Source organism: Cloacibacterium sp. DMC96, from assembly GCF_056313765.1.
Genome location: NZ_JBQUZQ010000001.1, coordinates 1,155,489 through 1,174,457, shown reverse-complemented (window position 1 = coordinate 1,174,457; position 18,969 = coordinate 1,155,489). Strand labels below are relative to the sequence as shown.

The window sequence follows — 18,969 nt, the reverse complement described above, 5'->3', positions numbered from 1 at the left end:
TTACATTGGTGGCATTTGATCATCGCCGCCGTTGTCATTATTGTTAATGTCTTTTTTACGTTTTTGACTTTCTACTTTTTCTCCTTGTTTAAATCTGTAGCTTAATGATACGGTAAATGTTCTTGGCATCATTTGCATATAAGAAGAGTTGGTATACGTCTCTGTGGTAAATGCAGTTTCTCTTGCTCTGGTATTGAAAATATCCTGTACATTGAAACTTAGTGTACCGTTTCCTTTCCAAATGGTTCTATTGGCGCCTAAACTTACAGCATACATTGCTTTCTGTTCGTTGCTTGCAGTTTTTTGTCCTCCTCTAAAGAAAGATTGAATTTGGAAACTTGTATTTTTATCAGGTCTGAAAGTATTGGTAAGTCTTACTCTAGAAGAGAAGCCATCACCTGAATAATCTATTCCTTGAAATTTACCTTCAGTTTTATAACCGAATAAATCTAAATTACCCATTACTTTCCACCATTTGGTAATGTCTACACTTGCATTAAGGTCTAAACCATAGGTTTGTTCTGTTCCTAAGTTTATAGGTTTTGTGGTAATAACGGTGTTATTGTTTGCGTCAAGTGTTCTTTCTTGATACATTTTAATATCATCTACTGTATTTCTATAGTATAAAGTAGGAGTAATGCTGAATTTATTTTTTTGTAAACTATACCCGAATTCATATGAATGTACTATAGATGGGTTCAAATCAGGATTTCCTTCAAATAAGTTTCTGTTATTGTTCAAAGACATAAACGGAATAAGGAAGAAAGATCTTGGTCTTCTTATTCTCTCGGTATAATTTAATAAGAATTGATTATTTTTAGAAATATCATAACTTAAGAAAACTGTAGGAAATACATTGGTGTAATCTTTTGGTACTTGCTTATTCAATCCATCTGCTCTGTCAAAACTTAAATCAATATTCGTATTTTCTACTCTTAAACCTAATTGATAAGAAATTTTATCACTGATTTTACTCTTAAATTGAGTATAAGCTGCAGAAATTTTCTCATCATAAGTAGTTAAACTTGTATATAAAGGTAAAATAGCTGCTGTGCCTCCATTAATGCTTCTTGTCACTTCGTAGTCGTAATCATTTTTGTTGGCGTCATATCTTGCTCCAGCTTCTATCTTAGATTTTTCACCAATAGGCAATTCGTAATCTGCTTTTAGGAGAATGGTTCTGTTTTTAGAATTCTGAACACTTACATCATTGCTCTTAGCATTGTTAGAAGTAGTTTCTTTAATATCAGAGCTACTATCATTATTGGAAGTCTGGAAACTAGCAGCAAATGAAATCAATTGACCTTTGTCGTCTATTTTATGGTCAAGACCTGCATCTGCTTGAAATGACAAGTTTTCACCTTTTCCATCACTATTACGATTGGTTTTTTGTAAAACACTTGTGTTTCCGTCATAGATATTCTCATCATAATCAGTATCAGATTCATTATTACTGTTAGAACCTCTCAACATGATTGATGAACTAATTGTAGTTTTAGGAGTGATGTCGTAAGATAAACCAGTATTTACGTTGTAAGATTTGTTGTAATTATTGGTTTCACTTTCTTGGTGAGAGTCAAGAAGGGTTCCCGCAATTGGCGATATTACATTGGTATTTAGCGCGTAGTCATTTCTCGAAGTAAATTTTCCTTCATTATAGCTACCACCACCATTTAGATAGTATGTTAAATTTCCTTTTCTCCAGCTTAAATTAGTATTTAATCGAGTAGTTGGTAAATAACCAAGAGTTCCTTCTACGCTACCATTAAAACCAGTTTTTTTAGTCTTTTTAAGAATAATATTTAAGATTCCGGCAGTTCCCGCAGATTCAAATTTAGATGAAGGATTGGTAATCACTTCTATTTTTTCTATTTGGTCGGCAGGAATAGATTGAAGTGCATTTGCATTATCATCAATTCCTAGCATAGAAGAAGGTTTGCCATTAATTAAGAATCTTACGTTAGAGTTTCCTCTCATCGAAACAGTTCCGTCTGTTTCTACTGAAACTGAAGGTACGTTTTGTAAAACATCTTGAAGATTTCCACCTTTTGTGGTAATGTCAGCACTTACATCATAGGTTCTTTTGTCTAATTCTACTTTGTATGGTTTTGCAGTAGAGGTAAGAGTAACGCCTTCTATATCTTTGGTTTTAGCGTTGGTAACTTGTTGTTCAGATTCTATTTTGATATTTCCTAAATTAGGATTTTGTCCAATACTTTTTGTTACCACTAATTTTTTGAAATCTACGGCATCAATGGTAATTTCGTAGTTTCCAGGAATGAGATTAATAGTGAAGTTTCCTTTCTCATCGGTTAAAGTAGCATCGCTAAAAAGCGCAGCATTTTCTTTTACAGTTTTATTGCTAAAAGAGATAGAAGCATAAGGAACGGCATTGTTTTGTGCATCTACAATTTTACCTGAAATTTGTTGTTTTTCTTGTGCAAAAGCAATTGCAGCAGCAGAAAGAACGAGTGTTAACCCTAGTGTTTTTTTGGTAATTAAATTTAGAATTTCTGTTTGAATCATCTTCATTAATTTTTGTGTTGTGAAGCTAATTTTCGCTCCAGATTATTTTTTTTAATTTTTAATAAATAAAAAGATTTCTGTGAATTAGACGCAGAAATCTTTAATATGTTAAATGAAATAAAGTTAAAATTTTGTTAATTTATTGAGTGATGTTCTTAGAATTTAGCCAATCTTGATAAGCTTTTGCATTGGCTGCATGTTCTACATCATTGTCTGTAAATTTATGATAACCCATTCTTTTTGGGTCTGCACACATAAAAATGTAATTGTTATTTTCTGCGTTTAGAACAGCGTCTACAGAATTTTTGTCAACCACGCAAATTGGTCCTGGTGGAATTCCTTTTACTGCATAAGTATTGTAAGGAGAAGGGAAGGAAAGATGCTTGTAAAGCACTCTTTTGATATCTTGAGTAAAATTGTTTTTTTTGTTGATAGCGTAAATTACAGTCGGATCAGATTGTAGTTTCATTCCTTTTCTTACACGATTAAGGTATAATCCTGCAATGGTTTTTTGCTCGTCTGTTTTTCCGCCAGATTCTTTGTAAACGATAGAAGCTAGTGCATAAATTTCTTCTCTAGAAAGGTTGAGTTTTCTCTCTTTGGCAAGTCTTTCTTCGTTCCAAAATTCTTGATATTGTTTTTCGAATTTTTCAAAAAATTCTGCAGGTTTTACGGTCCAAAAGAATTGATAAGTATCTGCAAAGAAGTATTTTTTTAAGTCTTCGGCATTGTTAAGACCTTTCGAAACTGCTATTTTATTGAATTCTTTGACAAAAGTTAAAGAATCTGCTTCCGTTTTTCTGGAAACTCTGCCTATCATTTGATAAACATCATTGAAATCTCCAATTCTGAAACTGCTTTCTGTTTGGTTTCCAGCCTTAATCATGTTTACCAAGTCTGTGTTATCAGTTCCTGATTCAATTTTATAACGACCAGGCTTAATTTTTTGGTCAAGATTTTTCTTGAGTGCTACTTCTTTGAAACTTTCTTTATTTTTAAGATAGGGAGAAATAGAATCAAGCACTTGTTCGAAATTTGCACCCGTCGGAACGAGAATATAGCCTTCTTTTGCTACGTTCCCGAGTTTATATTTTTTCAAAAAATTAAATGCAAAGTATCCGCCAACCAAAAAAACGATTAGTCCAATAACAGCGATGATAGAACATCCTTTTTTCATATAATTTTTAATTATTTTGAGATTTGAAGATGATGAGAATTACAGATTGATTTTTCCTTTGAAAACTTGTTTTGCAGGACCTTCTAGCCATACGTTTTTAAAACCGTTTTCTGCTTCTTCTGCGTATACTTTTAGATTGCCACCCAGAACTTTCACCTCTACTTTATCTACATGATTTTGAAGCATATAAACCAATGAACAAGCAGTTACACCAGTTCCACAACTGTAGGTTTCGTCTTCTACACCACGTTCATAAGTTCTCACGAAGATTTTATTTTCATCCGTTTTTTCTACAAAATTAACATTGATGCCTTCTTGAGCGTATCTTTCAGAATTTCTGATAGCATAACCATTGTTGTAAACATCAAAATTTTCTAGATTTTCTACATATTTCACAAAATGAGGAGAACCTGTATTGAGTTCAAAATCTTCATCAATGTTTTTAATGTTTTCTACATCTATCATTTTCAGTTTAACCGTTCCGAAATTCATTTCGGCTTCATGTAAACCATCTATAGCGATAAAAGTACATTTATCCTCGAAAATGTCTAGAAAATGGGCAAATGCCACAATGCATCTTCCGCCATTTCCACACATGGTAGATTCATTTCCGTCTGAATTGTAATACACCATTTTGAAATCTGTTTTGAAATCTCCTTCTGATGTATTTTCTAGTAAAATAAGTCCATCACCGCCAATTCCGAAACGTCTGTCGCAGAGATTTTTGATGATTTCTGTATCTTTTGGGAAACTCAAGTCACGATTGTCTATCATCACAAAATCGTTTCCTGTTCCTTGATATTTATAAAAATCTAGTGTTGTCATTAATTTTTAAAATTGAAATAATGAATAAGTTTGCAAATATATCTTAGATTATTAGAATTTTTACATTTTTTTGATTGATTTTTTCCATTCTAAATATCCTAGATAAGCCATTACTGTAAAAACCAAATATTGTACCGAAGTAATTCCTAATCCTTTGTAGAGCATCATCGGAATGCAAATAAAATCGCCAATCATCCAAAAAATCCAGTTTTCTATTTTTCTCTTTGCCATAAACCACATTCCTACTAAAAATATAGAAGTGGTGAATACATCTAACCAATTTGCCCAATCGAGATGATGTAAACCTAAATTTACATTTTCGGTAGAAAAATGATTGTCAATTGCGGGTTTGTAATAATAAATAACGGTGACTAATCCTAAACTGAAGACAAATAAAACTGTGGCAAAAATCCATTGTTTAAAGTTTGCCCACGAAACTTCTACGTGGATATTATCTTCTGAACTCGCTGACCAAAGAATCCAGCCATAAATGCTCATAATCGTATAATACACATTAATCATTGCATCTCCTAAAAGCCCAAAATTAAAGAGTATATAGACATAAAGAGCCGTAGAAATTATACCTGTAGGATAGACCCAAATATTTTTTTTGATGGAAAAATAAACACTCAGCAATCCGAAAATAGCTGCCGTTGCTTCCAGAAAAATCTGAAAATTGGTGTAGGTTTCGTAAGGTTTGAAAAAAAGTTCGTACAAATTCATTGTTTCAAAGATAAAGATTTCGTTTAGAAAATAAGCGCGGAATTAAAAATTTAAAGATTCGCAAAAAAACAAATAAAAAAATGATAATCTTTCAAAGCTATTATTTGCGGAAATCTACAATCTCTGTTAAAAAATTGAATAAAAGTTCTTAATACTTCTAAAAAATTTATATTTTCGTGAATTCTAAAATGTAAAAAATTGATTTAATATGTCGAATATTTGGATTAAAAAGCCGATGGAAGCTTATGAGGCAGACATCAAAAAGAGTCAGCTGAAGAGAGTTCTCGGAAAATGGAGTTTAACAGCCATAGGAATTGGAGCCATTATTGGTGGTGGTATTTTTGTATTGACAGGAACTGGTGCATATTATAATGCAGGTCCAGCTCTTGCACTTTCATTCGTAATTGCGGGAATTGCTTGTGTATTTGCAGCACTGTGTTACGCAGAATTTGCATCAATTCTACCCGTAGAAGGTTCTGCTTATGCTTATGCTTATGGAACAGTAGGAGAGATTTTTGCGTGGATTATTGGATGGGGATTGATACTAGAATACGCAATGGGTTCTATGACGGTAGCGGTTTCTTGGTCAGGATATTTTGGGAAATTGCTCAAAATGTTTGGCTTGCATCTTCCAGCTTGGTTAACTACCGATCCTCAAACATATTTAGCAGCAGGAAACTCAGGTTTTTCTATGAATTTACCAGCGTTTTTCATCGTTTTAATAGTAATTTCTATCTTATTGAGAGGAACTAAAGGTGCTGCAAAAGCGAATAATTTTATTGTAATGCTAAAAGTAGCTGCGATTATTTTCGTAATTGTAGCAGGTGCATTTTTCATTGATCCAGCCAATTGGACACCTTTTATTCCAGAACCAACGGTGATTACTGAAAACGGAGTTTCGCACAGTGCTTATGGTTATGCCGGAATTATAGCGGGAGCTTCTGCAATTTTCTTTGCTTATGTAGGTTTTGATGCAGTTTCTACACAAGCTGGTGAAGCGATTAATCCTAAAAAAGATGTACCATTTGCTATTATTGCTTCTTTATTAATTTGTACTTTATTGTATATTTTAGTTTCATTGGTTTTAACAGGGATGATGCATTATTCAGATTTCAATCCACTAGGGAAATATCCAGATGCAATTAAAGCTCCAGTAGCTTATGCGTTTGATATTGCTGGTCAAGCTTGGGCAGGATACATCATCACGATTGCTGCTACAGTAGGTCTTATTTCTGTATTGATGGTAATGATTATGGGACAATCTAGAATTTTCTTAGGAATGTCTAAAGACGGTTTAATTCCTAGGACTTTCTCTAAAGTAAATGCAGAAACAGGTGTTCCAAGTAAAAATTTAATGATTCTTGGTGGAGTTATTTCTGTAGTTGCAGCTTTTACACCTATTAACGATTTAGCACACATGACAAGTTTCGGGACGCTTTTCGCGTTTACGATGGTTTGTGTTGCGGTTTGGGTTTTGAGAGTAAAACAACCTAATCTTCAAAGAAATTTTAGAGTTCCTGCATTGCCAGTAATTGCAACTTTAGGAATTTTAATTAATATTTATTTGATTATTAATTTAAGTATAGAAGCACAAACGTACTCAGCTATTTGGTTATTGTTTGGTTTTGTGATTTATTTCTTGTACAGTAGAAAAAATTCTAAACTTCAAAATGGTGGTTTCGGTGAAACTTTCAAAGCGGAACAAGAGCCTTTAGAAGAAATAGAAATCGATATTGATAATAAAGATTAACAAATTTAAATCCCACTGTTTGGTGGGATTTTTTATTTTTGTAAAAAAGTAGAAATGAAAAGATTAATATTCACCTTTTGTTTATTGGCTCATGCTTTTATAATGGCTCAAAGTTTAGAATTTTCGGCTTTAGCAGATAATTATAACATGAGTGTAAGAGCAATTCAGATTTGGCAAAACAAAGTGTATTACGCCGCTACAGATTCTAAGTTTGGCTACATTCATTTGAAAGAACCAACGATTAGAAAGCAAATGAAATTATCAGATGCTAATCTTCAATTCAGAACTTTGGCACAAACAGACGATTTATTTTACACCGTAAACATTGAAAGTCCTGCGACTTTTTATAAAATTACCAAAAGTACTTTTACGGCAGAAGAAGTTTTTACCGATACCATAAAAACTGCATTTTATGACGCTTTTATGTTTGATGAAAAGGGAAGAGGATTGGCAATAAGTGACCCAAGAAAAGAAGGAAAACCTCATTTTAGAATTATTTCGAGCAAAAATTATAAAAACGAAGGCGGAATTATGCCGAAATATCAAGAAGGTGAAGCGCATTTTGCAGCGAGTAATACCAATATTGCAATGAAAGGAAATACCGTTTGGATTGCAACAGGAGGAACCGTTTCTAGAATTTTTAAATTCAATTGGGATAAACCTTATTTTTGGAATGTTTACGATACGCCTTTTGTCAACGGGAAATCGTCTACAGGAATTTATTCTATTGATTTCTATGATGAGAAATTCGGGGTTGCAGTTGGCGGTGATTATACCCAACAATCAGATAATGTAAATAATATCGCTACAACTTCAGACGGTGGCGAAACCTGGCAAATTCAAGCTTCTGGAAAAAATGGAGGATATAAAACGTGTGTTAAAATTCGTCCGAAATCTAAAGGTAAAGACATTATTGCGGTGGGAGACCAAAATATAGAATTTTCTAGCGATTATGGAAAAACTTGGAAAATAATTTCACAAGAAAAAAATCTCTACGTTTGCGAATGGTTAGATGAAAACAGCCTCGTTTTTGCAGGAAAAAATAGAATTTTGAAGGCAATTTTTAAATAGTTTCCCACAGATTTCACAGATTTTTACAGAAGATATTCATAAAATTAATAAACGTTATCTAAGTTGTCTGTTAGAAATGACTAAATAAACCTTATTTTTGCAATTCTAAAATCTAAAATTTAGAATTTAAAATTTCCAAAAAATGAATTCTTTAATCGATAAATATAATATTCCGGGACCTAGATATACTTCTTATCCTACCGTTCCTTATTGGGATAATGATGGTTTTACTTCTGAGCAATGGCAAAAAACTGTTATTCAGTCTTTCAACGATAGCAATGCTCAAGAAGGAATTTCTATTTACATTCACCTTCCTTTTTGTGAGCAATTGTGTACTTTTTGTGCTTGTCATAAACGCATAACTAAACAACATTCTGTAGAAACACCTTATTTAGAAAGTGTTTTAAAAGAATGGAATCTCTATCTAAATCTTTTTGAAGAAAAACCAAAACTTAAAGAATTACATCTCGGTGGTGGAACTCCTACCTTTTTCTCACCAGAAAATTTGAGAATTTTACTAGAAGGAATTTTTAGCACCGTAGAAATTGCCGAAAATCCTGAATTTTCTTTCGAAGGTCACCCAAACAATACTACAAAAGTACATTTGCAAACTTTGTTTGATTTAGGTTTTAGAAGATGTAGTTTCGGAGTGCAAGATTATGATGAAAAAGTTCAAAAAGCCATCAATAGAATTCAGCCTTTCGAAAATGTGAAAAACGTTACAGAATGGGCTAGAGAAATTGGTTATAAGAGTGTTTCTCACGATTTGGTTTTTGGCTTACCGCACCAAACTTGGGATGCAATGGAATTTACCATCAGAAAGACTTTGGAATTAAAACCAGACAGACTGGCGTTTTATTCTTATGCTCATGTTCCGTGGATAAAAGGAGTTGGTCAACGTGGTTTTGACGAAAATGATTTGCCAAGTGGCGAAGAAAAACGTAAACTCTACGAAAATGGCAAAAAACTGTTAGAAGAATTAGGTTATATAGAAGTAGGAATGGATCATTTTTCACTCGAAAAAGATGATTTGTACCAATCTTTAATTCATAAAAAATTACACCGAAATTTCATGGGGTATACTTCAAGTAATACTCAATTGATGGTAGGTTTAGGAATGTCTGCGATTTCGGATTCTTGGTATGCTTTTGCTCAAAACGAAAAATCGGTAGAAGAATATCAAAAAAGAGTAGAAGAGGGAATTATTCCTGTGGTAAAAGGTCATATTTTAAACGAAGAAGATTTAAAGTTAAGAAGACATATTCTCAATTTAATGTGCCAGTTAGAAACCACTTTTACATCCGAAAATTCTTTTGAAGAATTACCTGAAGCATTGAAAAAACTAAAAGAAATGCAAGAAGATGGTTTGGTGAAAATTTCTAGAAATACCGTAAAAATTACTGAAAAAGGTAGGGTTTTCACTAGAAATGTTGCCATGGCTTTTGACTTAAGAATGATGAGAAAAATGCCAGAAACCAGATTGTTTTCGATGACGGTTTAATTATTAGTGGGAGAATTTTAGAGTGCTAGATTGGGAGAGAAATTTTATATTATGAAATCATTTTTAATAAAATTTGTTTCTCTAGTTCTGTTAGTTTCCTGTAATAAAATAGAAACTAATGATACTTTGAATAAATCTGATATTAGCTTAATACAGGATTTAAATCTTATAGATGAAAATGAAAAAATTATTAAGTTTTATTCAGAGTATAGAAAGGAAAATTCAGGAAATTTTTTTACGAATAAAAGGGTTGCAAAATATTGGATTGATAAAGAAGATGAAAGTAAAAATGTAATTAATTCTGCATTTTACAAAGATATAAAGTCTATTGACACTGTTTACAACGCTGGATTAACGTATTGCCCATATTTAATGATTAGCAAAATAGATGGTACTTCTTTTAAAATAAGTGTAGAAGGTGATAAAACTGAAGTGAAGTCATTTTTTGAAGATTTGCTTAAAGAATGGGATAAAAACAAGAGGTAAACTTTAATTTAATTTATTTGATTAACATATATTTAAATCTTTGATTTATCAAAGATTTTTTTATTTTGCTATTTATCAAAAAATCATACCTACAAAATTTTTATTTCAACTGATAATCATTATATTTGCCGACTATAATTTTAAATGTTGTAAACTATAAACAATGCAAGGAAAAGGACTTATTACGATTGTAGCGATTGTTCTTGGGCTTATTTGTATCAACGAGTTGTTGCCAACTTGGTATGCAAGTAAAATAGAAAACGAAGCCAAAGCTATTGCTGGTGAAGACGAAGCAAAATATAATAAAGAAATTGCGCGTCTTTCTAAAGATACCATCCATTTAGGATTCACTCAACTGAACTATCCTGAAGCTAAGCAGAAAGAAATGAAGCTTGGTTTGGACTTAAAAGGTGGTATTAACGTTCTATTAGAAATTAACCAAAGAGATTTAGTAAATGATTTAACTAATTATTCTACTAATCCTATCGTTATAGAAGCGCTAGACAGAGCTGACAAAGTTCAGAAACAGTCTACAAAACCTTATATTGAAGATTTTTTCACTCAGTTTGACTTGGTTAATCAAGAGAAAAAAGCTGGTCTTAAATTGGCTAGCCCAGAAGTTTTTGGAACTCAAAAATTAAGTGGTCAAATTAAATTCAATACTACAGATGAGCAAGTAAAATCTATTATTAGAAATAAAATTGATGCTTCTGTAGGAACTGCATTCGAAGTAATTAGAACCAGAATTGATAAAATGGGAGCGGTACAACCAAATGTACAGCGTGTTCCAGGTACTGGTAGAATTGCGGTAGAAATGCCAGGTATTAAAGATAAAGACAAAGTGAAAAAAATGCTTTCTACTTCTGCTAAATTGCAGTTCTGGGAAGTACAACAAATCAACGAAGTTGCTCCTTATCTAGAAACTCTATCTAAAATTGTTCCAGCAAAAGCAGATTCTCTTGGTGTTGCTAAAAACACTAATTTAATCAACATGCTTCAGCTGAATACATTAAGACAAGCTGGTGTAGGTAATATCAAGCTTTCTGATACTTCAGCAATGAACAAAATTCTGAATAGCGAAATTGCAATAAAACTAAGACCAGCAAACCTTAAGTTTACTAAATTTATGTGGGGATACAAGCCAGATGCTGCTGATCCAGATAATTTAGTTCTTTATGCTATCAGAGGTAATATCAATCAAAAAGCTCCAGTAGATGGTGCTGTAGAAACTGCTAGAATTAACTATGATAATCTTGGTAGAATTGTAGTAGACATGCAAATGGATACTGAAGGTACTAGAGATTGGAAAACACTTACAGAGAAAAACGTAGGAAAACCAGTTGCAGTAACTTTAGATAATATTGTTTACACTGCTCCAAATGTAAATGAGCCAATTCCTTCTGGTAGATCTCAGATTTCTGGAAGCTTTACTCAAGAAGAAGCTAAAGACCTTACAGACGTATTAAGTGCAGGTAAATTACCAGCTTCTGCTAAAGTAGTTCAGGCTGATGTAGTAGGACCTTCTCTTGGTCAAGAATCTATTTCTGCAGGACTTTGGTCATTCTTTATAGCATTCTTAATTATTGTAGCATATATCATTTTCTACTACGGTGGTGCTGGTGTTTATGCAATTATAGCAATGATATTTAACCTATTCTACCTTTTCGGAATTATGGACTCTATCAATGCTACGCTTACCCTTCCTGGTATTGCAGGTATTGTATTAACCATGGCAATTGCGGTAGACACGAACGTAATCATCTACGAAAGAACTAAGGAAGAATTATTTGCTGGTAAATCTATTAAACAAGCATATACAGACGGTTTCAAACATGCATTAAATGCAATTGTAGACGGTCACCTTACTTCGTTATTGACAGCATTGGTATTATTTATCTTTGGTACAGGACCTATTAAAGGTTTCGCGGTAACTACAGGTATTGGTCTTATCATGACTTTCTTTACTTCTGTATTGTTATCTAGAGTAATGATTTTCCATAGATTAAATAAAGGAAAAGGACTTTCTGTTTGGACTCCGATTACTAAAAACTGGTTCAGAAATATCTGGATTGATTTTATCGGTAAAAGAAAATATTCTTACATCGTTTCTGCAATTCTTACTGTTGCGAGTTTATTCTCAATTTTCAACTATGGTTTCAAAACTGGGGTAGACTTCAAAGGTGGTAGAAGCTATGTAGTAAGATTTGATAAAGATGTAGAAGCTTCTAAGGCTCATGAATCTCTTGCAAAAGTATTTGTTTTAAATGGCGAATCTCAAGCGGTAGATGTTAAAACTTTTGGTAATGCAGACCAGTTGAAAATTACAACTGACTATAAAATTGATGATGAATCAATCGAAGCTGACCAAGATATCGAGAAAAAACTATACGAAGGTCTAAAACCTTTCTTATCTCCAAATACTACATTAGCAGATTTCAAAGATGCTCATGGTGCAGAATTAGGAATTGTTTCTTCTTCTAAAGTTGGACCTACAGTAGCAGATGATATTAAAACAGGTGGTACTTATGCAGTATTAGCATCTTTATTAGGAATTTTCATTTATATCTTATTAAGATTTAACAAGTGGCAATTCTCTTTAGGTGCGGTAGCTGCATTAGCTCACGATGCAATTATCATTCTTGGGGTATTCTCATTCTTTAAAAATATCATGCCATTCAACATGGAGATTAACCAAGACTTTATCGCTGCGATTCTTACAGTACTCGGTTACTCGATAAATGATACCGTAATTGTATTCGATAGAATTAGAGAATATTTAAGAGAGAAAAAATCTCTTACTCTAGCAGGATTGTTTGATGACTCTATTTCTAGTACACTAGGTAGAACTTTCAACACCTCTATTACTGTATTATTAGTAATTATGGCTATATTCTTCTTCGGAGGAGATAACTTAAAAGGATTTATGTTCGCATTATTCTTAGGTATTTTCTTCGGAACTTATTCTTCCGTATTCATTGCATCAGCAATTGCATACGATTTCTTAAAAACAGGAAAAGAAGAAGCTCCACACGAAAGAACAACCACAGAAAAATAAATAGAAGCGCTCGAAAGAGCGCTTTTTTTATGAGATAAACTGATATATAAAAGTTAAAAAATTTATAGAAAATAGAAAAAGATGTATCTTCGCTTTCTGTATGAAAAATTCGAATAAGACAGCTGCCATTTGGTTTATATTTATCACCTTAATCATTGATATTACAGGTTGGGGAATTGTAATCCCAGTAGTTCCTAAATTAATAGAAGAATTGATTAATGGAGATGTAAGCGAAGCTTCTAAATATGGTGGTTGGCTTAGTTTTTTATATGCTTTCATGCAATTTCTTTTTGCGCCAGTTTTGGGTAATTTGAGTGACAAATATGGGAGAAGACCTGTTATTTTATTTTCACTTTTAGGATTTTCTATTAACTTTTTTATTCAAGCTTGGGCGCCAACTATTTTTTGGCTATTTGTAGGTCGTATTTTTTCTGGAATTACGGGTGCAAGTATCACTACCGCTTCAGCGTATATTGCAGATATTTCAGATGACAGCAATCGTTCTAAAAATTTTGGAATGATAGGTGCCGCTTTTGGTTTAGGATTTATCATTGGACCTGTAATTGGTGGATTATTAGGACAATTCGGTTCTAGAGTTCCATTTTATGCAGCCGCTGTTTTATGTTTGGTGAATTTCGCTTACGGATATTTTATATTGCCAGAAAGTTTAGGGAAAGAGCACAGAAGACCTTTTGAATGGAAAAGAGCCAATCCAGTGGGTTCATTATTAAAAGTAAGAACACATCCTGAAATTTTAAAACTTTTCATTGCTTGGTTTTTGGTGTATTTGGCGAGTCATGCGGTACAAACCAATTGGGCATACTTTACCATGTACAAATTTGCCTGGGACGAAAAAACAGTAGGGATTTCTCTCGGTGTTATGGGAGCTTTTACCGCTTTTGTTCAAGGTTTTTTAATTAGAAAGGTTCATCCTAAATTGGGTAGTGAAAGAAGTATTTTATACGGTATCATGTTTTATTGCACCGGAATGTTGCTTTTTGCATTTGCTCAAAAAGAATGGATGATGTACGCAATTTTAGCCATTTATTGTTTAGGTGGAATTGCAGGGCCAGCTTTACAATCCGTTATTTCATCTAAAGTTTCACCTAAGGAACAAGGTGATTTGCAAGGTGCTTTAACAAGTGTCATCAGCATTACGTCTATTATTGGACCGCTTCTGATGACTCAGATTTTCTATTTTTTCACTCATCCAGATGCCAAAATTAATCTTTTAACCTTAGAATTAAAACCACCATTTCAGTTTTCTGGAGCGCCATTTTTCCTAGGATTTGTGTTAATGGCAGTGAGTGCTTATTTTGTTTATTACGTTTTTCACAGAAAAAAGTAAATAATTATTAATTAATAATTTAAATTTGCAGAATGGAACTAAGTTTTGGAGAAATGCTGATGATTGCTTTGGTAATCGTCGTTTTATTTGGACCTAATAAAATCCCTGAAATTGCAAGAGGATTAGGACAAGGAGTGCGTAAAATGAAAGATGCGATGGAAGATGTGAAATCGGAAATCATGAAGGAAACAGATAATCCAGTCTCGGAAATAAAGCGTGAAATAGAAAAAGTAAAAAAAGCGGCTCAAGAATACGATCCTACCGAAAAAATAAAACAAGAATTAGATTTAAGAAAACAAATCGAAGGGAAATCTTCTGATGAATTAATTCAAGAATCTAAAGAAGAAATCAATAAATTGAGCGACGAATATCAAGGCCCGGTTTCAAGATAATGGAAGAAATTATTTTAGAAGACAAGCAAGCCATGATTTTCCTAAACAATCTAGGAAGTTCTACTTTTGATCCGTTCTGGATTTTGGTTTCAGAAAAATGGTTTTGGATTCCGCTTTATGTTATTTTTTTATATTTTCTGTATAAAAATTTCAATAAAAAATCATTGTTCTACATATTGCTTTTTGTTGCATTAGGAATTACAGCTTCTGACCAAATCGCCAATATTTTTAAATTTGGTTTTGAACGATTAAGACCTTGTCATGATCCATCATTAGAAGGTTTGTTGAGAGAAGTAAAATGCGGTGGGAAATTCGGGTTTTATTCTGCGCACTCATCTAATTCTTTTTTTGTAGCGACTTATCTTACCATGCTTTTAGGCAAAAAAATAAAGCAATTGCCTTACTTTCTATTTGTTTGGGCAGCTATTGTTGCATACAGTAGAGTATATCTCGGAATGCATTTTCCTGGAGACATAATCATAGGCGCAATTATGGGAATTCTTTTGGCTTTATTCTTTGGAACTTTAGCAAAAAAAGTCATCAAAAAATCAGAAGTTACAACTTATAACTCATAACTCATAACTTTAATCATTATGATACGGTTTTCCTTGTAGAATTTGGTCTGCTCGGTAAATCTGTTCTACAAAAAATAATCGAATCATTTGATGCGTAAAAGTCATTTTAGAAATAGAAATTTTTTCGTTTGCTCTATGATACATTTCTTCTGAAAAACCATAAGCTCCACCCACTAAAAAACAGATTTTTTTGATGGAATTGTTTTGATAAGAATCTAATTTTTGGGCAAACTCTCTGCTGGTAAATTGTTTTCCTTTTTCATCTAAAAGTACTACCAAGTCTGTATTTTCTATAATATTGAGGAATAATTTAGCTTCTTCTTTTTTAAGTAAATCAGGTGTGAGATTTCTAGCATTTTTAACATCAGGAATTTCTGTAATTTCGAAATTCCAATGTCTAGGAAGTCTTGTAAGATAGTAATTGATGAGATTTTTAATTTCTTTATCGTCAGTTTTGCCTATGCAGAGTAAATTAATTTTCATTCCTTATCTTTGTACAAATATAAAATAACGAATTTGAAACTTCCTACTTTCCTTAGAAAAATTCATCGTTTTTTAGATGGCATACATTTGCCCATGTTAGGCATTTCTCTTTGGGAAATGTTTAATATCTATGTAAGAGGAGTTTTTAAAAACCGTTTAATCGCGAAAGCTTCTGCCATTTCGTGGAGTTTCTTTTTAAGTTTATTCCCGTTTTTATTGTTTTTGCTTTCCATTTTGCCCTATTTACCGCATTATGATAAGCTTCAGTTTTATATTTTCGAAGTATTGATGCATAATGTTTTTCCTGCGCACATGCATGCAGATGTAACGAATTACATTACCAAAAGTATCGTTCCGAATATGAAGAGCATCAGTAATTTCACGATTATTTTTGCTTTGATTTTTGCGACCAACGGAACTTTTTCTTTGATTGATGGATTTAATGATCATACTGAAGAAAAACGAACAGACGTTTACGAATATATTTTGTCTTTTTTTATCACGATTGGTTTTATTGCCATAATCTTTTTAGCACTTTTCGGCGTGTATTATTCTGAGGTCGTTCTCAAACTTTTTACGCCACAATATGATATTTCTTGGTTTGTAGATAATTTATCTAAAATCATTGGTTTTGTTTCCTTTCCATTGTTTTATTTCTTGTTGTTGGCTTTGTTTTATTGGGTAGGAACAGCCAAGATTGCCAGATTTAGACAAGCGCTTCCTGGTGCATTTTTCACCACTATAGTATTTGTGATTACTACGTATTTCTTTGCGGTTTATGTAAGTAAATTTGCCAGATATAATGTTTTGTACGGTTCTATTGGTTCGATTATTTTATTAATGGTTTGGGTGAATTTAAATGTGATTTTACTTCTTTTAGGAAATGAATTGAATATTGCTATCAGAAAACTCAGAATTGAGAAAATTTTGGCAGATGAAATGAAACACGAAGTAGAAGAATATCACCAAGAAATCGAAAATTTACCCGAAGCAAGTTCTGAACATACTATCAAATTAGATTCTGATAAAAAATCATAAAAAAAACTTCAGCAAATAAATTGCTGAAGCTCGAAACACAAGTGGAATAAAAATTTAATCCTTAAAATTTATATTCTACTCCTAAAGTTATATTTCTAGGTTTTGTGGTAAAACCGATGACATCTGTATAACTGGTATTCAATACGTTTCCTACATTTAAATAAGTATCTAAAGATTTGGTGATTTTCTGATTGATATTCAGGTTAAACAAATGAAACGCTTCTAATTCTACGTTTTTTGTACTGTAATCGGTTGAATCAAAGTACGCATCATTTCTTTTTGATGTATATTGATAAGAAATATTGATTCTGTTGTTTTTAATCGGTAAAATTTCTAAAAAAGCATTTGCTCTTTGTTTTGGTGAGCGCAATCTTGTTGCAGGATTGTCTTTTTCAGCGAAAGAGAAATTACCACCTACATTTACTTTTTCATTAAAATGATATTGAACTCCTAATTCTACACCTTTTACTTTATTGCTTTCTACGTTTAAAAATTTCCCAGCATAAGTGTTGAAATCTACAATGTTATACACGAAAACATCTTTTTCTTTTCTGCTGAAAACACTTGCATTTACCACAAAAGTTCTGTCTTTCTTTCCAAAACTGAAATCCAATTCATGCGAAGCATTGGTTTCTGGTTTTAAATCAAAATTTGGCAAAACATAAGGCAATGAACCATAAGATTGATAGAGAGTAGGTGCGATAAATGCAGTAGCATAAGAATAGCCTATTTTTAAGAATTTGTCATCTAAATCAGTTAAAATAAATGGATTTACGCTGTAAACAAAGTGATTGTTATATTTAGAATGATTGTTCAATCGAGCTCCTAAATCCAAATGAAAGATTTGATAGGCTAAATTTGCATTGGCAAAAACATCAAAATTACTGATTTCGGTTTCGCCAAGAGTCAATACATTTTGCATAGAAGTTCCGCCCCAAGGTAAAGATTTAGAACCTAAATTCTGAGTTTCATACTGAATTCCCGCTACTAAATTGATATTTTCTGAAAATTGAGTCTGATTGTACAATTCTGCAAAAATATTTTGACCTTGATAGCTGTATTGATCTTGATAGGTATTGTTATTGAGGTTTCTCACGATTCTTTCATTCGCAGAAATTCTAGAATTAAAAGTGATGTTTCCTTTGTCGTATGAATATTGAGCATTGAGTCCGCTAAATTTTTGCGTGTCATTGCCTTTGTATTTTCCATCATCAAAAGCGCCATTGTCAAAATCATAATAATGATGTTGATAACCAGCGTTTACATTTACATTGAAATTTTGAGTGGTGTAACCAACAGTAGCATTTGCATTTTGCTTTTCAAAACCATCTTTATCGAAATTTTCTCCAAGAGCTGCCGAAATTCCATCTGATTTTTCATTTGAACCAGAAAATTGATAATTCCATTGATTAATTTTTCCTTGAGCGCTCAAATTTTGCCCGAAAGTTCCGAAACTTCCAATTCTCGCTCCAATTCTTCCTTCTAAAGCTTGTTGCGAAGATTTTTTAGTTTTAATATTAATCACAGAAACGGTAGCATTAGAACCATATAAAACCGAAGAGGCTCCATTCAGAATTTCTATAGATTCTATATTTTCTGAAGCAAAAAGTCTAAGGTCTGTAGCGTTGTAATCATTTCCGGTAACGTCTTTTAACGGAATTCCATCTACTAGAATTAATACGTTGGCTAGTTTTCCACCTCTAATTTTTAGAGACTTCGGTTCTGGACCATTGTTGAAGTTTCCAGTAATTTGATAACCAGAGACTTGGTTTAGGATTTCTGCGGCGTTTTGTCCTTTGAATTTTTCTAAATCTTTAGATGTAAGGAGTTGAACATTTTTACCAGTTTTGTGAAGTTGCTGCTTTGCTTTTGCTGCGATGGTAACTTCTGGAATTAGTTTTTCTTCTTTTTCTTGAGCTGACAATTGTGAAATTCCCGTCACAAAGAGCATTCCTGCGAAGATTAAGTTTTTCTTCATTGTTAAATTTTAAAGTTAATGACTGCTATCAATAACTTTCT

General features: G+C 32.6%; 15 protein-coding genes. 9 read left to right on the top strand and 6 right to left on the bottom strand.

Annotated features, from left to right (window positions below):
* The 4 genes from ACT53I_RS05230 to pnuC form a co-directional block, all read right to left on the bottom strand.
* Complete coding sequence (locus tag ACT53I_RS05230; protein ID WP_476078754.1) at positions 1-2,526, bottom strand: TonB-dependent receptor domain-containing protein; 2,526 nt, start codon at positions 2,524-2,526, stop codon at positions 1-3.
* Positions 2,527-2,665: 139 nt separating this feature from the next.
* Positions 2,666-3,703, bottom strand: coding sequence for an endolytic transglycosylase MltG (mltG, locus tag ACT53I_RS05225; protein ID WP_476078753.1), 1,038 nt, complete (start codon positions 3,701-3,703; stop codon positions 2,666-2,668).
* A gap of 39 nt (positions 3,704-3,742) precedes the next feature.
* Entirely contained in the window at positions 3,743-4,528 is a 786-nt protein-coding gene (gene dapF, locus ACT53I_RS05220; protein ID WP_476078752.1) for a diaminopimelate epimerase, read from the bottom strand.
* 60 nt (positions 4,529-4,588) lie between these two features.
* The gene (gene pnuC / locus ACT53I_RS05215) at positions 4,589-5,251 is read right to left on the bottom strand and encodes a nicotinamide riboside transporter PnuC (protein ID WP_476078751.1); all 663 of its coding nucleotides are present in this window, start codon (positions 5,249-5,251) and stop codon (positions 4,589-4,591) included.
* A 208-nt stretch (positions 5,252-5,459) separates the two neighbouring features.
* Here pnuC and ACT53I_RS05210 point away from each other — a divergent pair, with 208 nt between their 5' ends.
* From ACT53I_RS05210 to ACT53I_RS05175, 8 genes are all read left to right on the top strand, one after another.
* Positions 5,460-7,001, top strand: a complete 1,542-nt coding sequence (locus tag ACT53I_RS05210) for an APC family permease (RefSeq protein ID WP_476078750.1) — start codon at positions 5,460-5,462, stop codon at positions 6,999-7,001.
* A 54-nt stretch (positions 7,002-7,055) separates the two neighbouring features.
* On the top strand, positions 7,056-8,072 hold the full coding sequence (locus tag ACT53I_RS05205; protein WP_476078749.1) for a WD40/YVTN/BNR-like repeat-containing protein: 1,017 nt from the start codon (positions 7,056-7,058) through the stop codon (positions 8,070-8,072).
* A gap of 142 nt (positions 8,073-8,214) precedes the next feature.
* Positions 8,215-9,573, top strand: coding sequence for an oxygen-independent coproporphyrinogen III oxidase (gene hemN, locus ACT53I_RS05200; RefSeq protein WP_476078748.1), 1,359 nt, complete (start codon positions 8,215-8,217; stop codon positions 9,571-9,573).
* A 51-nt stretch (positions 9,574-9,624) separates the two neighbouring features.
* The gene (locus ACT53I_RS05195; protein ID WP_476078747.1) at positions 9,625-10,059 is read left to right on the top strand and encodes a hypothetical protein; all 435 of its coding nucleotides are present in this window, start codon (positions 9,625-9,627) and stop codon (positions 10,057-10,059) included.
* A gap of 163 nt (positions 10,060-10,222) precedes the next feature.
* The gene (gene secD, locus ACT53I_RS05190; protein ID WP_476078746.1) at positions 10,223-13,114 is read left to right on the top strand and encodes a protein translocase subunit SecD; all 2,892 of its coding nucleotides are present in this window, start codon (positions 10,223-10,225) and stop codon (positions 13,112-13,114) included.
* Positions 13,115-13,214: 100 nt separating this feature from the next.
* On the top strand, positions 13,215-14,462 hold the full coding sequence (locus tag ACT53I_RS05185) for a TCR/Tet family MFS transporter (protein WP_476078745.1): 1,248 nt from the start codon (positions 13,215-13,217) through the stop codon (positions 14,460-14,462).
* Between the two features lie 32 nt (positions 14,463-14,494).
* A complete protein-coding gene (locus ACT53I_RS05180) occupies positions 14,495-14,854 on the top strand; it encodes a Sec-independent protein translocase subunit TatA/TatB (RefSeq protein ID WP_069798325.1) in 360 nt (119 codons plus the stop codon).
* The gene (locus ACT53I_RS05175; RefSeq protein WP_476078744.1) at positions 14,854-15,429 is read left to right on the top strand and encodes a phosphatase PAP2 family protein; all 576 of its coding nucleotides are present in this window, start codon (positions 14,854-14,856) and stop codon (positions 15,427-15,429) included. Before ACT53I_RS05180 ends, ACT53I_RS05175 begins: the two co-directional genes overlap by 1 nt.
* Before the next feature lie 9 nt (positions 15,430-15,438).
* Here the strand turns inward: ACT53I_RS05175 and rlmH are convergent, their stop codons facing one another.
* A complete protein-coding gene (rlmH, locus tag ACT53I_RS05170; RefSeq protein WP_476078743.1) occupies positions 15,439-15,912 on the bottom strand; it encodes a 23S rRNA (pseudouridine(1915)-N(3))-methyltransferase RlmH in 474 nt (157 codons plus the stop codon).
* Between the two features lie 93 nt (positions 15,913-16,005).
* Between rlmH and ACT53I_RS05165 the strand changes: the two genes are divergently transcribed.
* Positions 16,006-16,950: a YihY/virulence factor BrkB family protein gene (locus tag ACT53I_RS05165; RefSeq protein ID WP_476079380.1), complete on the top strand. Its 945-nt coding sequence runs from the start codon at positions 16,006-16,008 to the stop codon at positions 16,948-16,950.
* Between the two features lie 61 nt (positions 16,951-17,011).
* Here ACT53I_RS05165 and ACT53I_RS05160 read toward each other — a convergent pair whose 3' ends face one another.
* Positions 17,012-18,928: a TonB-dependent receptor gene (locus ACT53I_RS05160; RefSeq protein WP_476078742.1), complete on the bottom strand. Its 1,917-nt coding sequence runs from the start codon at positions 18,926-18,928 to the stop codon at positions 17,012-17,014.
* Between the last annotated feature and the right edge of the window lie 41 nt (positions 18,929-18,969).